The following is a 17,470-nucleotide window of genomic DNA, read 5'->3' on the forward strand; positions in this document are numbered from 1 at the left end:
TATGAGCCTAGATGGTTGTGCGGGGTTTGTCCCGCGTGTCGGTATCGGTTTATGTGATGACAGGTTGATGGAAGGTCACAGGTATTGTTCGGCGATGGACGGGCTGCTGGTACGGTCGACGACGTCGCCGTAGCCGTTGGCTCGCATCCAGTCGTCGTTGAAAATCTTCTCCAGATAGCTGCGGCCGGAATCCGGCAGCAGCACGACGACCAGCTGATGCTCGTCCAGATTGTTCTCACGCGCGTATTTGATTGCCCCGGCGACCGCCATGCCGGAGGAGCCGCCGACCAGCAGGCCTTCCTCCTTGGCCAGGCGGCGGGTCATCTCGAAGGCCTCGGCGTCGGTGACCTGCTTGATGTCGTCGGTGATGTTGCGATCGAAGGCCTCGGGGTAGAAGTCCTCGCCGACGCCCTCGATGTTGTACTGGTGGACGTCATTCGGGTTGGAGTAGATGGAGCCTTCCGGATCGGCGCCAATGACCTTGACGGCCCCGTTGGAGACTTCCTTAAGGTAGCGGCCGGTGCCGGAAATCGTACCGCCCGTGCCGATGCCGGCGACGAAATGCGTGACCTTATGGTCGGTCGCCTCCCAGATTTCCGGGCCGGTGGTCTCATAGTGGCTGCGCGGACCGTTCGGGTTGCTGTACTGGTTCGGCTTGAACGCGCCGGGGATGGTGGCAGCAAGCCGGTCGGACACGTTGTAGTAGGAGCGCGGGTCGTCCGGCTCGACGTTGGTCGGAGTGACGACGACTTCGGCGCCGTACGCACGCAACACCGCGCGCTTGGACTCGGACACCTTGTCCGGTACGACGAAAATCGTGCGATAGCCGCGCTGCTGAGCCACCAAAGCGAGGCCGACACCCGTGTTACCGCTGGTCGGTTCCACGATTACGCCACCCGGCTTGAGCTGGCCGGATTCCTCCGCCGCGGTGATGATGCGTTCGGCGATGCGGTCCTTGGACGAGCCGCCCGGGTTGAAGTATTCGACCTTGACGACGATATCCGCTTTCACGCCATCGGTGACGTGGTGCAGACGGACGAGAGGGGTGTTGCCGATGAGGTCGGTGAGTGAATCGTGGATGGTCATGATGTCTCGTTTCTGTGCTTGGGCTTTGTGTCTTGCTTTTGATGGGCTGGCCGATGGATGGGTCGGTGGTGTGGCGCCTGGCCATCGGTTGAGTGCACAAGAAACGGTTCCGGCGAGATGTGATGTCGGTTGTTCCGACCGCATCGGTTCGGGTGATTGCCCGGCGAATCGCCGGTTCATCGTGATTGCGTCACAATCCAGCGTTGACGATGTTCATGATGGTTATTCGTCTTGCTGCAATCGTGTGCAGATCCACATGCCCTTCCATGTGGTCCGCCGGAATCCTATCTCAAGTTGTGCGTTGTCAACCGCTCGCCAAGGGGCGTCGGTTAGCGACAACAACAACATGAGAAATACGTCATGGCTCTTACGTTAGCACGCCCCATGACAACGGCGTGTCACCCCGTCTCATATCGTAAGACAGCCCGCCTGTCCTCTCGCCGCGCGCCCCCTGCCAGCGACACAGCCCGGCAATCATGACCGCCCGCGATACAGTGGAGCCATGCACAGCACCATCACCGACAAGCATCAGGCCCAAACGCCTGCATCAGCCACGACAGCAACAATGAGCGCAGAATCCGCCCGGTCGCGCACCCGACACCGCGTTCCCCGCATTCTTCGCCCGGATTGGCTGCCGTTCGCGATTGTGTGGGTCGTGGCGTCAGTCGTCATCGTACTGCTCACCGTATCGACCCATCCGAGCGACAGTACATACACGCTGCAATATTCGGGCGGGACGTTCCTCGTGGACCGGGCGCAATACCAGCGGCTTGCCGACGCGTTCCTCAACGGCAGGACATGGCTTGACGTCCATGTGCCCGACTGGCTCGCCGCCATGGACAACCCGTATGACCCGCAGGCCAGAGGCGCCCTGGGAGCAGCCAGCGGTGACCCGTCGCTGTGGGATTGGGCGTTCTACCACGGACGCTATTACTGCTATTTCGGGCCGCTCCCGGCAATCGTGCTGTTCGCCCCGTTCAAGGCGTTGACCGGCACGGACCTGTCAACCGCAGCCGCGTGCGCGATCCTCGCCATCGCCGCGTGCGCGTCGCTGGTCTTCCTGGTGCAAACCCTGTGGAAACGATTCTGGAAGGGAACACCACGATGGTTCGCCGTGCTGGCATGCACCGCAATCGTCGCGGCATCGGGACTGTCCTATCTGGTTCTCGTCCCATGGTTCTATTCGATTCCGATTCTCGCCTCGCTCGCGCTTGCGCCAGCGGGAATCGCGCTGTGGGCGCGGTCGGCAGACGATATCGGAGCCGCTCCCCATACCGGGATGGTCGCTGCGGGGTCGTTACTTGTCGCGCTGACCATCACGTGCAGACCGACGTTTATTCTGACGGCGGTCTTCGGGCTCATCCTGCTGTGGCCGCAAATCAGGTCACGAGAGATGCTGGCCGTTCGGTCACGACACGCGGTTCAAGCCAGCCTTGCGGCAATCGCGCCGTTCCTGGTCATCGGGGGCGTGATGATGTGGTACAACGCCGCCCGATTTGGCAATCCGTTCAATTTCGGCGCTAACTATAATCTGACTGGCTTCGATATGACGCAACGCCACGTCAGCCCGCAAGCTCGATTGTTCAGCGCCTCCTTGCTATTGTTCGCACCGATGAGATTCACCCGCAGCTTCCCGTTCACAGCGAATGTCTTCGCAACGGACGGAACGAACCCGTGGGCATTTCTCATCCGCAACAGGAACGTCATCGCGGAGCCGACCGTAGGCGGCATCGTTGCGCTGTCCCCGATCTGCCTGCTCGCGATACCGGCGGTCATCTGGTTCGTTGTCTCGCTCGTCTCACGCAAGCGGGTGAACGACGCCGTGGTAACGGGGACGTCTAGGGTGCCAGAAACGCCACATGTTTCGCGAATCTCAGGGGCCGCAAGATCGTGCGCATTGGGATAACCTGTCTGTTGCTCGCCGGCGTCCTCGCGTGCATCGACGGCCCGTTCGGCGTCAACGCGCGGTATATGTGTGATATGGCTTGGCTGGCGCTGATCGGTACCATGTGTCTGCTGGCCCCGATGGAGTCGGCAAGCCGCGACAAGGGGTATCGCTGGCTGACTATCACGATTGTGATCGTCTTGGTGCTTGGGCTCATGCTCCAAGCGCTTTGGCTCATGACGACCGGTCGGCTCGAAGCCTGGAACGTCTCGAATCCGGCGTTGTACGCGTGGCTTCAGGCAGTGTTCACGCGCTGAGCGCATCTGCCGCCGCGGGTTTTACTGCGATCTGCGCGCGAACCGGCCCTTAGGAATCCGACAAGCTGGGTAGCACTCCACAGTTTTTACTCCGACTTGCACGCGGACCAGTCCCATATGAACTGCCGCAAAGCGAGGGGCGGCACTTCTGTGCTCATCTATCAGGACCATCAGGCGACATGCGATAGACAACAGGCAGTAAGCACAGTCAACCAACAACAGACAGCATCATCAGCTCGCACCTCTGTCTCATTTCTTTGATTGTGAGCCGCCACTCACAACGAACCCACTCGGTCAGACTATCCAGACCATGCATGCCCAACCCATCTTCCGATTGTGAGTCACCACTCACAATCAAATAACTTTCATGCACCAGCCACCCCCGCAACAGGCAATCACCACGTTGATTGTGAGTCGCCACTCACAACGAAGCATCAACGTCTGCGGATTGGCCTCGGAACATCGCACTCTCCCCTTGATTGTGAGCCGTCACTCACAACGAAGAGACATCAGCTCACGAGCCACCCCCGCAACGGCTCACTGCCCTGTTGGTTGTGAGCGACCACTCACAACTAGTCCAACACAGGACGATCGACGCACACTTCCAAGCAACCAGATCGTTGATTGTGAGTCGCCACTCACAACAAAGGACTCCAGTCGTGACAATCATGCCGGACTTACCCAAACCACCAACCAATTGTGAGTCGTCACTCACAACCAGCAGTCACAACCGCCCAACCATACCTGCAATGCCCACTCCCGCTCTTGGTTGTGAGTCGCCACTCACAACCAATGGTTGAACGTCGGAAACCCCGAACGCCGCCACCCAAGTCGTCTGCCGATTGTGAGTACAGACTCACAATCAATGCGTGCAGCCACGCTGTATCCGCCCCAGCCGCATTGCCGACTCATCGATTGTGAACGGCCACTCACAGCCAACGGACGTTGACTTACCAGCCGCACCCGCAATGACCAACCCTCACGTTGATTGTGAGTCGCCACTCACAATCGCTGCGTAATGCCGCACGGACCACAGGTGCAGCAGTGGGATTGCCCCACTGATTGTGAGTCGCCACTCACAACGAAGTGCTATCGGATCACCAGCAGCACCTGCAACGACCGATTGCCATACCTGATTGTGAGCGACGACTCACAATCAACTACAGTGCGGGGCGGTCGATGCACATTGCCGCGCGAACGACTCATTGGTTGTGAGTCGCTACTCACAACCAGGTACGGGGCGAGGGGAAGTCACCGCATCTGAACACCAACACCAATGCCGCACCACCGGCCACCAACCCCGACACTCCCAACACTCCCGACACCGCGCGACCCAACCCACAACCAACACTCCCGACACCGCAATCCAACATCACCACCACCAACACCACCGGCACCAACACTGCCGGCACAACGCCGCCGCATCGAAATGCGCTCGCAACACTGCCGGCACGCATGCGCCTAAGGTGGAAGCATGAGCGAAACATCACCATCAGCTACGACCGGCATCCAGCCGATCATTGAAACCCAGCCCGAGCGCACCGACCTGCCGCTGGCAGTCATGCCGGTGGTCGTCGCCTCCATGATTCCGTACTTCAAGGAGAACATCAGCCTGCTGCACGACGCGGTCCGTCTGCGCATGTACGGCGATTTCACGCTCGACGAAGACACGATTGTCGAACGCTGCAAGGACGCCGACGCCGTAATGGTCATCGGCTTCCATGTCACCGATTCGATCTTCAACCGCCTTACCGAAGGCGCCCATGTGCGCTGCTTCGCGTTCGGCGGCACGGGCGTCGCCAGCTACATCAACTTGCAGGCGGCACGCGATCGAGGTGTGCGCGTGTGCAATGTCGTGCGCTACGGCGATCATGCGGTCGCCGAGCACGCGTTCGCGCTGCTCATGGAACTCGCCCGGCATGTGGGCGATCTCAACCGTCAGGTGCATGCCGGCAGCTGGGAGGGCGCCGACGGTTACGCCCTGCACGGCAAGACGGTCGGATTGGTGGGATTCGGCGGTATCGGACAGGTGTTCGCGCGCATGGTCCAAGGCTTCGGCATGAACGTGCTCGTATGGAACTCGCATCTTGACCAGGGCGCGGTCACGCGGCTCGGGGTCACGCCTGTCGACGATATGGGTGAGATGTTCGAACAATCCGACATCATTTCCCTGCACATGCCGCTGCTCGCCGCGACGAAGGGCATCGTCACCGCGCAATCGCTGGAACATATCAAGCCGGGCACGCTGTTCATCAATACCGCGCGCGCCGAGGTGATCGAGCAGGGTGCGCTTGCCAAGCGGCTTGCCCGCGGTGATGTGAAGGCCGCGCTGGACGTGTTCGAGCATGAACCGCTTCCCCAAGACGACCCGCTGCGCCGGGTGCCGGGCATCATTGTGACCCCGCATGTCGCCTGGCGCAACGAGGAGGCGTACCGTAACCTGACGCGCCAGGTGTTCCAGTCGGTCGCCGCGTTCGCGACCGGCGACGAGTTCAACGCAGTCGTCAAATAGCGGCTATCCGCCGTGTCACCACGCGGCGGCGGCGATGAGTTGTTTGGTATAGGCGGATTGCGGATGCGCGAGCAGGTTGCCGGTGGCGCCGGTCTCCTCGATCCGCCCGTCATGCAGCACGACAATCCGGTCGGCAATATGTTGCACGACTCCCAAGTCGTGGGACACGATGACCATCGCGGTCCGAGGACGTTTCCTCCGGATTTCCGCCAATGCGTCCAGAATCTGGACACGCCCTGAGACGTCGACCGCGCTCATCGGCTCATCGGCAAGCACGATGCTCGGCTCGGCCACGATGGCCCGCGCGATGGCGACCCGCTGCGCCTGCCCGCCGGACATATCGGCCGGGTACCGCCCGATGAACCCGTCCGGGTCGAGCCCGACCACAGACAACGCCCGGCGGACCGCATCGGCGATATCGTCCGATACCGCACGCCCCCCGCGGTTCGAGGCACGCGCGGATCGTCTCGCGGCAAGCGGTTCCGCAATCGATTCCCCGGCCGTCCAGCGCGGGTCGAGTGACGTGAACGGATTCTGGAACACCAAGCCCGATTCGCTTCTCAGCCGCAGCATGCCCGGCGAACGTACTCCGCTCAAGATTTCGCCTCGATACGTGACCGTCCCTGAATCGGCCTGTTCCAAGCCGAATGCGATCCGGGTCAGCGTGGTTTTGCCGGACCCCGACCCGCCGATCACCGCCAGGCACTCCCCTTCGGCGACATCCATATCCACGTTGAACAGCACTTGGGTCCGCCGTGAACGGGAGCCGAAGGACTTGTCGATTCCCCGCACGGACAGCAGCGGCTCCCTCTTGTCTGACACGGCATCGCGCCTGTCGGGAACGATGGCTTCTGCCGGTACGGTGTTCCTGCTTTTCTCACCCATGGTGACGCTCCCGATTCGCATCCATACGCGCGGTGCCGTCCATATCCGCGCTTACACCCGCGCTTACACCAGCATCCGCGTCCAGTGTCAGCAGCTTCGCGGCGTTCACCAGCCTCCGCGTCGCCGGTTCCCCGGGATTACGCAGCAGATCTTCAGTCCTGCCCGTCTCGACCACACGCCCGCCGTCGATGACAACGCACCGCGTGGTCGCACGGGATAATACCGCGAAATCATGGGTGATGAACAGCATGGATGCGCCGGCGGATTCCACCAGCGAGACGAGCAGGTCGATAATCGAACGCTGCACGATGGCATCGAGCGCGGTGGTCGGCTCATCCGCGATAATCAGCCGCGGCGAGGTGATCAGCGCCGTCGCGATGCCGACACGCTGCTGCTGGCCGCCGGAAAGTTCATGCGGGTAGGCTCCGGCGAGGGAACCCGGCAATCCGACCCGTTCCAGCATGGCCATCGCCCGGCCGTGCCGTTCATCAGCATCCAGATCATAGTGCAGCCGCAATGGCAGGCAGACCTGCTGTTCGACGGTGAGCACGGGATTGAGCGCCGCACCGGGATTCTGGAAGACCAGCCCCACGTACCGGCCACGGATATCGGCAAGCGCCACATCATCCATGGTGTCGACCCGCTTGCCGCCTATGGTCACGCTGCCGTCCACACGCGCGGTGTGTGGCACCAGACCGGTGATAGCCTTGACGAGCATGGATTTTCCTGACCCGGATGCGCCGATCAGCCCAACACGTTCCCCGGGCGTCACATGCAAGGACACCCGGTCCACGACGGTATTGCCGCCGATACGTACACTCAGATCGCTGACATCGAGGACATTCGGCCGCACGGCATCAACGGTACCAACGGCGTTGACGACATCGCCCGCATGCATATGGTTCACGCCCGCACTGCTCACGATTGCACCTCCTCGTCTGCGCTGATAGGCACCACACGTTCCGGCACGCGACCATCCGCCACCCGGCGCAGCTCAGGATTCGCCAAAGGATCCGCACAATCGCGAATCGCGTCGCCGAGCAGATACAACGCCGTCACCACCAGCGTGACCACTAGGCCCGGCCACAGCACCGTGAGCGGATACACGCTGATCAGCCGCACCGACGTAGTCAGCGAATGGCCCCAACTCGGCACGCCCGACGGCACGCCGACCCCCAGATAGGTCAACCCCGCTTCGGCAAGGATCGATGTTCCCGCGCTCATGGACAATTGCACGGCAAGCACCGGGAAGGTCGAGGGCACGATATGCCTCACGAACACACGCCAAGCGCCCACACCGGACGCCCTGGCCGCCTCCACGTAGGCGCTGCGGGCCGCCAGGGCCGCCGTAGGCCTGAGGATACGCGCCATATTCAGCCCGTAGGTGATGCCACAAGCGGCGACGACCACCGCGATGGACGCGCCGAAGGGAACGGCGAACAGCAGGGCGAGCAACACCGTAGGAATCGCGATGAGCGCGTCCACAATGACCACGCTGGCCGAGGCGAGCATCCGCCGGGTCGACACCATTGCGGCGGTCAGCGCAAGCCCGATCGCCGCGGAGACCAGCACGGTCAGCAGCGCAATCGCCAGATCTGTGCGAGATCCCGCCATCAGCCAGCTGAGCACGTCCGCGCCCACACCGTCCGTGCCGAGCGGATGGGCCACAGACGGCGACGCCCACGCATTGCCGCCATCGGTGTGCAGCAGCGGGTACGGCGTCCACACGAGAGAGACCACGGACACAGCCAGCCACAATGCCATGACGACCAACGCGAACCGCCCGCCCGGCGACCTCCACATGCTGTGCGCAACAGCACCGATCCTGGCCTGCAACGGCGGCCTGCCGTAGAAACCGGCGCCGCCGGACGTGCGTGACCTGCCGTGAGCCATGGGCGCGGAATTTGCGCTCACGGCCGGGCGGCCGATTTCCCCAGGATGTTCGCGACGATGCGTCTGTTGCATCATGCATCCCCCTTTGCTCTCGAGGCACGACCCTGTTCTCCCAGCCGCGGGTCAAGCACGTGGTGCAACAGGTCGACCAGCAAGCCGAGCAGCAGGAAGAACGCGGCGAGCAGGAACAGTTCGCTTTGCACGGCGACCAGATCTCGATTGCCGACATCGTTGATGAGCATCGCACCCAATCCCGGCAGGTTGAACAGGCTTTCAACAACCATGACACCGGTGGTCATCTGCGCGAAGGTCAGCCCGGCCACCGACACCAGCTGGGCGGCGGACAGCCGCAACCCCACGCCGAGCATCGCCTGCCTGCGGGTCATGCCGCACGCCATGGCCATCGCCACGGCGTCATGGTCTTCCATCGCAATGAGGCATGCGCGCGTATACCGCATGATTCCGGCCCCTGCCACCAGCCCGGTCGCCACGGCAGGCAAGATCAGCGAAGCGAGCGCCGACCCCGGAGCCCGCCAGCCGGCATCCGGGAATCCTTGCGATGGCAGGATGCCAACAAGCCCGACCCCGCGACCGAACAGCATGATGAGCAGCAGACCTCCCCACAGCGCCGGTACGGCACCACCCACAATGGCAAGGCCATGCAATACCGCGCGAAGATGTGGATTCGCGGCAAGCACCGCCTGGCAGCCGAGCGGAACGCCTACGCCGAGGGCGACAATCAGGCTCAACACGATAAGCGGCATGGTGATCGAGGCGTGCGACCCGACCTGCGAAGCGACGGTGCGACCGCTGATCGCAGACACACCCATATCGCCATGGAGCAGACCCCACAGCCAATCCGCATATTGCTGCGGGTACGGGCGGTCCAACCCCATCTGCGAGCGCAACGCGGCCACGCGCGCAGGTGTGGCGTTCGTGCCCGCCATGACGGACGCCACATCGCCCGGCAGTATCCGCAATGCGGCGAACACCAGCAGCGACAGGCCGAGCAGGGCCGCCACGAACAGTGCGAGCCGCCGGATCAGATACCTCATTGCCTTGATGCTCCTTGTCTGTGCCCCTTGCCGCGTATCGTCGTTACACCGTTGCGCCGCTACGTTCTACGCCTGTGCCGGCGTGTACGCGACCTTCCACAACGGCAGCACGCTCTGGGTCAGCCGGGAAGGGAACCCGGTGACCCCTTTGGCCTGTGCGACGCTCACCCGGTAGGCGAACAGCCAGTCGGCGGGCGCATCCTGGCTGACGATTCTCGCCGCCTGCTTGAGATAGTCTGCGCTGTCCTCGTCGTCCGTAGCGGCGAGCGCCTTGGCATACAGTGCCTGCACCTGCGGATTGTCGTAATGGTAGTAGTAGTCGGGCTGCGTCCACTTGTAGAAGTCGTGGCTCTCCGCATGGTCGACGAGCGAGAGGTCGTAATCGCCGTTGGTGTGCACGTCCTGGAGCCATGTGGAGAATTCCACGGTGTTGACGTTGAGGTCGATGCCGATACGGCTCAATTGGCTGCGCAGCTGCTCGCCAAGCTCTGAACCGTACACGTTCGCGTAGGTGAGCGTCAGCTTGAGCGGGTGGCTGGTGGAGTAGCCCGCCTGTTGCATGAGGCTCTTGGCCTTGGCTGGATCGTACGGGTACAGGCCGGTCAGGTCCTCGTAGCCGGGGTCGACGGACGGGATCGGCCCGCCGAGCGCCGCATCCACTCCCCCGCGCGAGGCGATGATCTCCTTGTGGTTGATGGCGTAGCGGATCGCCTGCCGTACGCGCTTGTCGGAGGTTTTCGCGCCGGTGCAGTTGAACGCAAGCACGAATTTATCACTGCCGTTGGTCGCCTTGACGGTGTATTTCCCACTGCTTTTGAGTTTGCTGGTCATATTCGCGTTGACCGGGGACAGCACCTGCACGTCCCCACTGGTCAACGCGTTGAGCGCCGCGTTGTCGTCCGGCAGGAACCGCACGGTGACGGTGTTTGTGCGGGCTTTGTGCGCGCTACCCCAATATTTCGGGTTCGCCTGCAAAACGAGCTTGCTGCTGGAATCAAAGGACTTGACCAGATACGGCCCGGAACCGATCGCCGTGGTTTTCGCGTCGTAGTGCGCGTCCTTGTCGAAGACCAGGCCGGGACGGCCGGAAAGGTACCACAGCATATTCGCGTCGGGACGGCTCAGCGTGAGTTTCACGGTGGTCGCGTCGGGGGCGCTGGCTTGCTTGAGGTTCTCGACCTGGTCGCTGTTGTAGTAGTGCTTGGATTTGAGCTGGTTGATGGACCAGGCCACGTCGGTGGCGTCGAGCGGGTCGCCGTTGGAGAAGTTCATATGCTCGTTGAGCTTGAAGGTGTAGGTCAGCCCGTCGTCGCTGATGGTCCAGCTTTTTGCAAGACCTGGTTCGACCTCGTTGTTCGAGTTGCGCGAGACGAGCGCTTCGTAGACATTGCCAATGAGCAGCTGTTCGAGCGCGGAACCGGATTGGTTGCGGATGTCGAGGCTCACTGGCGCGAGTTTGATGCCGATGGCGATGCTGTCCGATTGGGCCGGCGCTGCGGCCTTGCGGGAGCGTGAGTTCACGATGGCGATACATGCGACAAGCGCGACGACGACCAATGCCGCGACAATCCAGATAAGGAGCCGGTGATGCCTGTTCTTGGGTTGTTTGATGCGCGCGTTGAGACTGGCATCGGTGCTGGCGTCCGTATTGGCGCCTGCCGTCGATGCGGGTGTCTGTGTTGTGGTATCTGGTTGCGTGGTGTCTGGTTCGGTTGCGTCGGACTCGCCGTGCGCACCATTGGACTGGACCATGGTCTCTCCTCTGTTCGGCCTTTGGGCCTGCTTGTGTTGTATCGGTTGACCGCCCGTGCGGGTCGATCACCGTGTCCCATCATACGCACGCAGGCGGATGGCCGAGATCACGGGCCCGCCGTGAATGCCGCGCGCGGACGCCTGGTATCGGCTGCTCTACGACATTCAGCGCGTGTTGCGTTCGTAGATGTGCGCGAGCCCTTTGAAGATCAAATCAGGGTCATATACGTCAATCAGCTCGGTATCGTCCTTGAACATGCGCCCAAGCCCGCCGGTGGCGATGACGCGGAACTCCCCGTCGATCTCCTGCTGGAACTGGCGGATGATGCGTTCGATGCCGCCGAGGAAGTTGTAGTACAGCCCGGCCTGCATCGCGTCCTTCGTGTTCGTCGCGAGAATCGACTTGGGCCGTGTGATTTCGACTTCCGGCAGCTGGGCGGTCTCGTTCCACAGGGCCGCCGCCGCGGTGCGGATGCCGGTGGTGATCAAACCACTGCGAATACTGCCTTTGCCGTCCACATAATTGAAGGTCGTGGCCGTCCCGAAATCCGCGACCAGCGCCGGTCCACCGTACGTGAAGTACGCGCCCACACAATCGGCGAGACAATCCGCGCCCATGGTCTTGGGATTGTCCATGACCACATTGATGCCGGTTTTGATGCCCGGCCCGACGATCATCGGGTCGATATCGAAGAATTTCACGATGCTTGCGCGGAACGAATGCATGACTTTCGGCACGACGGACACGATGATCACATCCTGCACATCGCTTGGGCGGTACCCGCTCATTGCAAGGAATTGGGTGATCATCAACCCGTATTCGTCCGACGTGTGGTTCGCTTTCGTGGTGATCCGGTACGTGCCGGTGATTTGCTCCCCACGCTCCCCGTCAAGGAAGCCGAGCACGATATTCGTATTGCCGATGTCCACTGCCAGCAGCATGTCGCATCCTTTCTTTCCCGGTGTCCCGGATTCCCGTCCGACGACGCCTTTACGCCAATCGCGGCTTGTTGTCCGCCAATCGTTCCTGCCGTATACTCGCGAGCCGGCTGACGATACGTGCGGCAAGATCACGCTTGTCCATCAGCGGCAGCGGCTCAACGCGTACACGCGGCGTGGACGCACCGCCATCAGACGTGTCTGCAGCCTGCGGCGTCAAGATCACGACGCGATTGGTGTCATGGGCGAAACCGGCGCCCGGCTCGTTGAGATCGTTGGCGACGAGCATGTCGCAATGTTTGCGTTGCAGCTTGGATTGTGCGTTGGCGAGCAAATCCTGCGTCTCCATGGCGAACCCGCACACAACTTGCGAGCCGTCCGCACGCTTGTGTTCACCCGCCCACGCGAGGATGTCCGGATTCTGCACCAACACGATCGGCGGCATGGCTCCCCCGGTTTTCTTGATTTTCTGCTCGCTTGGATGTTCGGGGCGGAAATCGCCGACCGCGGCGGCCATGACGGTCAAATCCGCTTGGCTGAAATGTTCACGAACCGCGTCGAACATCTCCTGCGCGGTCTGCACCCGGATGGTGTGCACGCCTTGCGGCTCGTCGAGCGAGACCGGTCCGGATACGAGCGTGACCTCGGCTCCCATGGACTGCGCCGCCTGGGCGAGGGCGTACCCCATTTTCCCGGTCGAATGGTTGGTCAGGTACCGTACCGGATCGAGCGGCTCCTGGGTGGGTCCGGCGGTGACCAGCACGTGCAATCCAGCCAATTCGCCATCCGCCAGCCGTCCGGGTTTCGTCGTCGTGCCGCGTTCGCCAACAACCGCACTCCCGATGGCCGTTTCGACCGCCGCTTCGATATCCCCCAGGTCGGCGAGTTTGCCTTTGCCGGTATCTTGGCAGGCGAGCCGCCCGGTTGCCGGTTCCACGATGGTCCACCCGAATTCGCGGCATTCGGCGAGGTTGCGCTGGGTGACAGGATTGTCGTACATGCGCGTGTTCATTGCCGGGCACAGAATTTTCGGCCCCTGATAGGCAAGCGTCATCGAGGTGAGGTAATCATCGGCGATACCATGGGCGATTTTCGCGATGATATCGGCGGTGGCGGGCGCGATGACCAGCACGTCGGCCCATTTCGCGTCATCGATATGGCCGATGCCAAGTCGCTGCGCGTCAATCGCGTCCTGGGAATCCGCAGTGTCAGGGAACATGGCTGTACGCACGGGCGTATGCGCCAATGACGCGAACGAAAGCGGGGTGACGAACCGCTGCGCGGCGGCGGTCATAGTGACACGCGTCTCATATCCGCGTTTGCCCCAATCGCTGACCAGCTGACAGGCTTTGAACGCCGCGATACTGCCGGTGACACCGAGCATGATATGGGTTGAAGCCATACGACCTCCCGATCGCCGCGCTGTTGCGGCGGACTTGTGTTGTCGCTGCGGCGGTCGCCGTCAGCGCTGCCGCCAGTATAAGCCGCACAACTGACTGTGCTGTTCGCCACCGGCAAGGCTCATTGGATGGTGAAGCCCTGATTGGCCCCGTACTCCTTGATGTCCTTCTGCCAGCTGGCGAGCGCCCCCGCGAGGGAGACTTTCGGCCCGGGATCGTCCGGCACGGTCACGGGGTTGCCGTCATCATCGGTCATGCCGGCCTTGTAGCGCTTCCTGGCGATGATCCGCCGCTGGTTGGCGGACTCCCACTTGTAGGCCTTGCCCATGGTGGAGCGGAAGTCGCTGCGCGCATACACTTCGAACGGCAGGTACTGATAGTCCGGCGAGACGTTGTTCGCCGCCTGGGCAAGGACCTTGTTGAACTTCTGGCCGCCGAAATACGCGATCTGGATGCCTCGCGAATCGCGGATGGTCGTTTTGTCAAGAAACGCCTCGGATTCCAAGGTCGCCGTGTCCGCGGGGAACGCCCCGCCATCGATGCGTGCCGCGATGCCTTCGGCGTCATGGCACACGTATTCGATGAACCGGTATGCCGCTTCGGGTTTGCGCGTGGTGTTGAGCATGGTCAGGGCCGAGCCGCCGGTTTCGGCGTTCGTGATGCTGCCGTCGACGGTCGGGATGGTGCCGACCCGCCATTGTCCGGCGGCGCCGGGGATGTCGGCAAGCAGCATGGACGGCATCCATGCGCCTGAGAACACCGAGGCGACGGTGCCGTCGCCGAGTGCTTTCTTCCACCCGTTCGACCATGTGGACAGCCTGGTGTTGATCAGCCCTTCATCCATCATTTTCTGCCAGTATTCGATGAAGGTGCTCACTCCCGTGTCCCCTTTGAGGTCCACAGTGACGGTTTTGCCATCGGACGAGGTGCGGAACGGCCTGCCCCCCGCAAGCCAGATCATCGCATCGAAGAAGCTCGCGTCGCCGGCGTCCGCCGCGATATACACCCCGATCTTCTTGAGTTTCCGGGCCGCCTGGTAGTAGTCCTCCCAGGTGCGGATGGCCGTGGGGTCGACCCCCGCCTGCCTGAACACGCTGTCGTTGTAGAAGAACGCCATCGGGCCGGAATCCATGGGCAGGCCGTACATGCGCCCGCCCAGTTGCACCGACGACCAGGTTCCCGGCGTGTAGAAGCTCCCGTAGGATTCCACCCGGCTGGTCAGGTCGCGCAGCTGCCCGCTGACCGCGTATTGCGGCAACGCGTAGTATTCGATCTGCGCGACATCCGGCAGCCCGTATCCGTCCTGGATGGCGGTATTGAGGTTCTCGTAGCCGCTGGTGTCTTTGACGACGACATGGACATCGGGGTTGGCCGCTTCGAACGCCTGGGCGAGCTTGCCCATGCTTGGCTCCCACGACCATACGGTGATGGTGGTGCGCGTGTCCTGCCCGGAGCAGGCGGCGGTGGCGAGCAGCATGACAAAAGCCATCATGGCCGCGCAGATCCTCGATACCCGGGATGCTGAATGCCGCGAAATACTGGTGGTCATGCTGCTCCTCACTGCTGGCGTGCCGTCTCCTGTCACCGCTTGGTGACAAGGACGCCGTTGGGGCTGATCATGGCCGTACCGTCCGCATTGGTTGCCGCGAGCGAGGCGACGAGAACCGTGCCCGGCGCGTCCGCCGTGACGGGATGATGGGTGCGGTTGAACTGGAAGACGAACCGGGATGCCGGCCGGTCGCCGTCGCTGCGGCCTTCGCGCTCGACACGCAGGATATCGCCGGAGCCATGCCACGCCGGCAATGCCACGTCCATGGCTTCGAACATGGCCGGCAGGCTCGCGGCCAAGCCGTCCGCCCCTAGGCGGCAGCCTACGTATGCCGCATGGCCCTCGCCGTACGTGTTGACCGTGATGGCGGGGATCCCGTCCATGCCGGTCCACGGGTCTGCCTGGTAGGTGGCGAGGACACGTGCGGAATCTGCGGTCGAGGTGATGACATCGGCGATATCGTGCGCTACGGTGCCGTTGCTCAGGTCGAGGTGGTCGAGGGTGCCGTCGCCTTCGCCCATGGGCGCGAACTCCTCGGACCGCACGCCGACAACGTCCCGGATGGCCCCGGGATAGCCGCCCAGCCACACGTGGTCGTGTTCGTCGCTGATGCCCGTGTAATAGGTGGCGAACAGTTTGCCGCCGGCCATGACATAGTCGCGCACACGTCTCGCATCGTCCTCACCCAGCAGGTACACGCTGGGCAGCACGACCATGTCGTAATGGTCCCAGTCGCCGGCCAGGGGTACCACGTCGGCGGTCAGGCCGCAGTCGGCGAGCGCGGTGAACCAGTCAAGCGGTTCCGTCCAGTGTCGTACCGATTGGGTGGGGGTGGTGGTATGTTCGGTTGCCCATTCGCTGGCGTAATCGTAGACGACGGCGATGCGCGAGGTGCTCAGCGTGGTACCGGGCAGACCGGCCTGTGACAGGGCGCGCAGGTCCTTGCCGAGCGCGCACACGTCACGGTAGACCTGGCTGTCCGCGCCGGCGTGCGGCACCATGCCGCTGTGGAATTTCTCCGCGCCCGCCTGGGATTGGCGCCATTGGAAGAAGCAGATCGCGTCCGCGCCCATGGCGAGGTGCGCCATCGCGTCGCGTTCCAGCTGCCCGGGCTCCTTGCGGTAGTTGATGCCCCGCCAGTTGACGGCGCTGGTGGAATGTTCCATGAGGAACCACGGGTGTTTGCGGCTGATGCCGTCGACCAGCGAGGACGAGTATGCGAGCTCGTCAAGATGCCGGCGCCCTGCGGTGAAGTAATGGTCGTTGGACACGAAGTCCACTTGCGCGCCCCAATCGTCGTAGTCGAGGGCGTTGCCGGGGGCGCTGACCATGAAGTTCGTGGTCAGCGGGATATTCGGGGTGATTTCGGCGAGCGTGTCGCGTTCCGCCTTGAAGAATTCCTTGAGCGCGTCGGAGCTGAACCGCTTGAAATCCAGGAGCTTGCCCGGGTTCATGAAGTTGCCTTCGCCGATGTAGCGCGGAGGGATGATCTGGGTGAAGTCGGTCATGCGCTGGGACCAGAACGCGGTGCCCCACGCGTCGTTGACCGCATCGATATCCCCGTAGCGCTCCTTGCACCAGCGCTGGAAGGCGCGCATGGCGTCATCGGAATAGTCGAACCGGTTGTGGCAGCCGTATTCGTTGCTGACATGCCATGCGACAATGGCGGGATTGTCCCGGTAATGCTCGGCCATCTTGCGGCATAGCCGCAACGCGTATTCACGGAACACCGGGCTGGTAGGCCGCCAATGCTGGCGTGCGCCCGGCCAACAGGCGTCCCCGCGCTCGTCCTTCCACAGGACCTCGGGATGCTCCTGGGTCAGCCACATCGGCGGCGTGGCGGTCGCGGAGGCGAGATCGACGGCGATGCCGGCCTTGTACAGTTTGTCGATGACCCGGTCGAGCCAGGCGAAATCATACACGCCGTCTTCCGGTTCGATCGCCGACCATGCGAAGATGCCGAGCGAGACGATGTTGACCCCCGCCCGGGTCATCAGTTCGATGTCTTCATCCCATACGGATTCGGGCCACTGCTCTGGGTTGTAGTCCCCTCCGTACCAGATGCGTCGGGCAGTGTTGTCCAGTGGCTTCGGCCAGCGGTGTGTCCTGCGTTGTGTCATGACGCTCCATATCCGTGTCGTTGGTTACCGATGCCAACCATAGCATCGACTCCTGTGTACCGCACAGGCCGAGGCGT

At 62.6% G+C, this 17,470-nt stretch carries 13 protein-coding genes; 3 read left to right on the plus strand and 10 right to left on the minus strand.

Annotation, left to right across the window (positions count from 1 at the left end):
- Positions 1-75: 75 nt before the first annotated feature.
- Positions 76-1,086, minus strand: a complete 1,011-nt coding sequence (locus tag WD012_RS00590) for a cystathionine beta-synthase (protein WP_339561881.1) — start codon at positions 1,084-1,086, stop codon at positions 76-78.
- A gap of 565 nt (positions 1,087-1,651) precedes the next feature.
- On the opposite strand from WD012_RS00590, the gene WD012_RS00595 reads away from it, so the two are divergent.
- The 3 genes from WD012_RS00595 (at position 1,652) to WD012_RS00605 (ending at position 5,800) form a co-directional block, all read left to right on the plus strand.
- Complete coding sequence (locus WD012_RS00595) at positions 1,652-2,992, plus strand: hypothetical protein (RefSeq protein ID WP_339561882.1); 1,341 nt, start codon at positions 1,652-1,654, stop codon at positions 2,990-2,992.
- Positions 2,977-3,288, plus strand: coding sequence for a hypothetical protein (locus WD012_RS00600; RefSeq protein WP_339561883.1), 312 nt, complete (start codon positions 2,977-2,979; stop codon positions 3,286-3,288). The genes WD012_RS00595 and WD012_RS00600 overlap by 16 nt, the downstream gene beginning before the upstream one ends.
- A 1,474-nt stretch (positions 3,289-4,762) precedes the next feature.
- Positions 4,763-5,800 carry a D-2-hydroxyacid dehydrogenase family protein gene (locus tag WD012_RS00605; protein WP_339561884.1) on the plus strand — a complete coding sequence of 346 codons (1,038 nt, stop codon included), beginning with the start codon at positions 4,763-4,765 and terminating at the stop codon, positions 5,798-5,800.
- 15 nt (positions 5,801-5,815) lie between these two features.
- Here the strand turns inward: WD012_RS00605 and WD012_RS00610 are convergent, their stop codons facing one another.
- The 9 genes from WD012_RS00610 to WD012_RS00650 form a co-directional block, all read right to left on the minus strand.
- A complete protein-coding gene (locus tag WD012_RS00610; protein WP_339562086.1) occupies positions 5,816-6,622 on the minus strand; it encodes an ABC transporter ATP-binding protein in 807 nt (268 codons plus the stop codon).
- Between the two features lie 55 nt (positions 6,623-6,677).
- Positions 6,678-7,583: an ABC transporter ATP-binding protein gene (locus tag WD012_RS00615; RefSeq protein WP_339562087.1), complete on the minus strand. Its 906-nt coding sequence runs from the start codon at positions 7,581-7,583 to the stop codon at positions 6,678-6,680.
- 20 nt (positions 7,584-7,603) lie between these two features.
- Positions 7,604-8,578, minus strand: coding sequence for an ABC transporter permease (locus tag WD012_RS00620; RefSeq protein ID WP_339562088.1), 975 nt, complete (start codon positions 8,576-8,578; stop codon positions 7,604-7,606).
- A gap of 71 nt (positions 8,579-8,649) precedes the next feature.
- The gene (locus WD012_RS00625) at positions 8,650-9,633 is read right to left on the minus strand and encodes an ABC transporter permease (RefSeq protein WP_339561885.1); all 984 of its coding nucleotides are present in this window, start codon (positions 9,631-9,633) and stop codon (positions 8,650-8,652) included.
- 66 nt (positions 9,634-9,699) lie between these two features.
- A complete protein-coding gene (locus WD012_RS00630) occupies positions 9,700-11,385 on the minus strand; it encodes an ABC transporter substrate-binding protein (protein ID WP_339561886.1) in 1,686 nt (561 codons plus the stop codon).
- 165 nt (positions 11,386-11,550) lie between these two features.
- Complete coding sequence (locus WD012_RS00635) at positions 11,551-12,327, minus strand: type III pantothenate kinase (protein WP_339561887.1); 777 nt, start codon at positions 12,325-12,327, stop codon at positions 11,551-11,553.
- A gap of 49 nt (positions 12,328-12,376) precedes the next feature.
- Positions 12,377-13,726, minus strand: coding sequence for a bifunctional phosphopantothenoylcysteine decarboxylase/phosphopantothenate--cysteine ligase CoaBC (gene coaBC, locus WD012_RS00640; protein WP_339561888.1), 1,350 nt, complete (start codon positions 13,724-13,726; stop codon positions 12,377-12,379).
- 119 nt (positions 13,727-13,845) lie between these two features.
- Positions 13,846-15,213, minus strand: a complete 1,368-nt coding sequence (locus WD012_RS00645; protein WP_339562089.1) for an ABC transporter substrate-binding protein — start codon at positions 15,211-15,213, stop codon at positions 13,846-13,848.
- A gap of 92 nt (positions 15,214-15,305) precedes the next feature.
- Positions 15,306-17,393, minus strand: a complete 2,088-nt coding sequence (locus tag WD012_RS00650; RefSeq protein WP_339561889.1) for a beta-galactosidase — start codon at positions 17,391-17,393, stop codon at positions 15,306-15,308.
- Positions 17,394-17,470 lie beyond the last annotated feature (77 nt).

The sequence above is a fragment of the Bifidobacterium thermophilum genome (assembly GCF_037482445.1).
Lineage (GTDB): Bacteria > Actinomycetota > Actinomycetes > Actinomycetales > Bifidobacteriaceae > Bifidobacterium > Bifidobacterium thermophilum_B.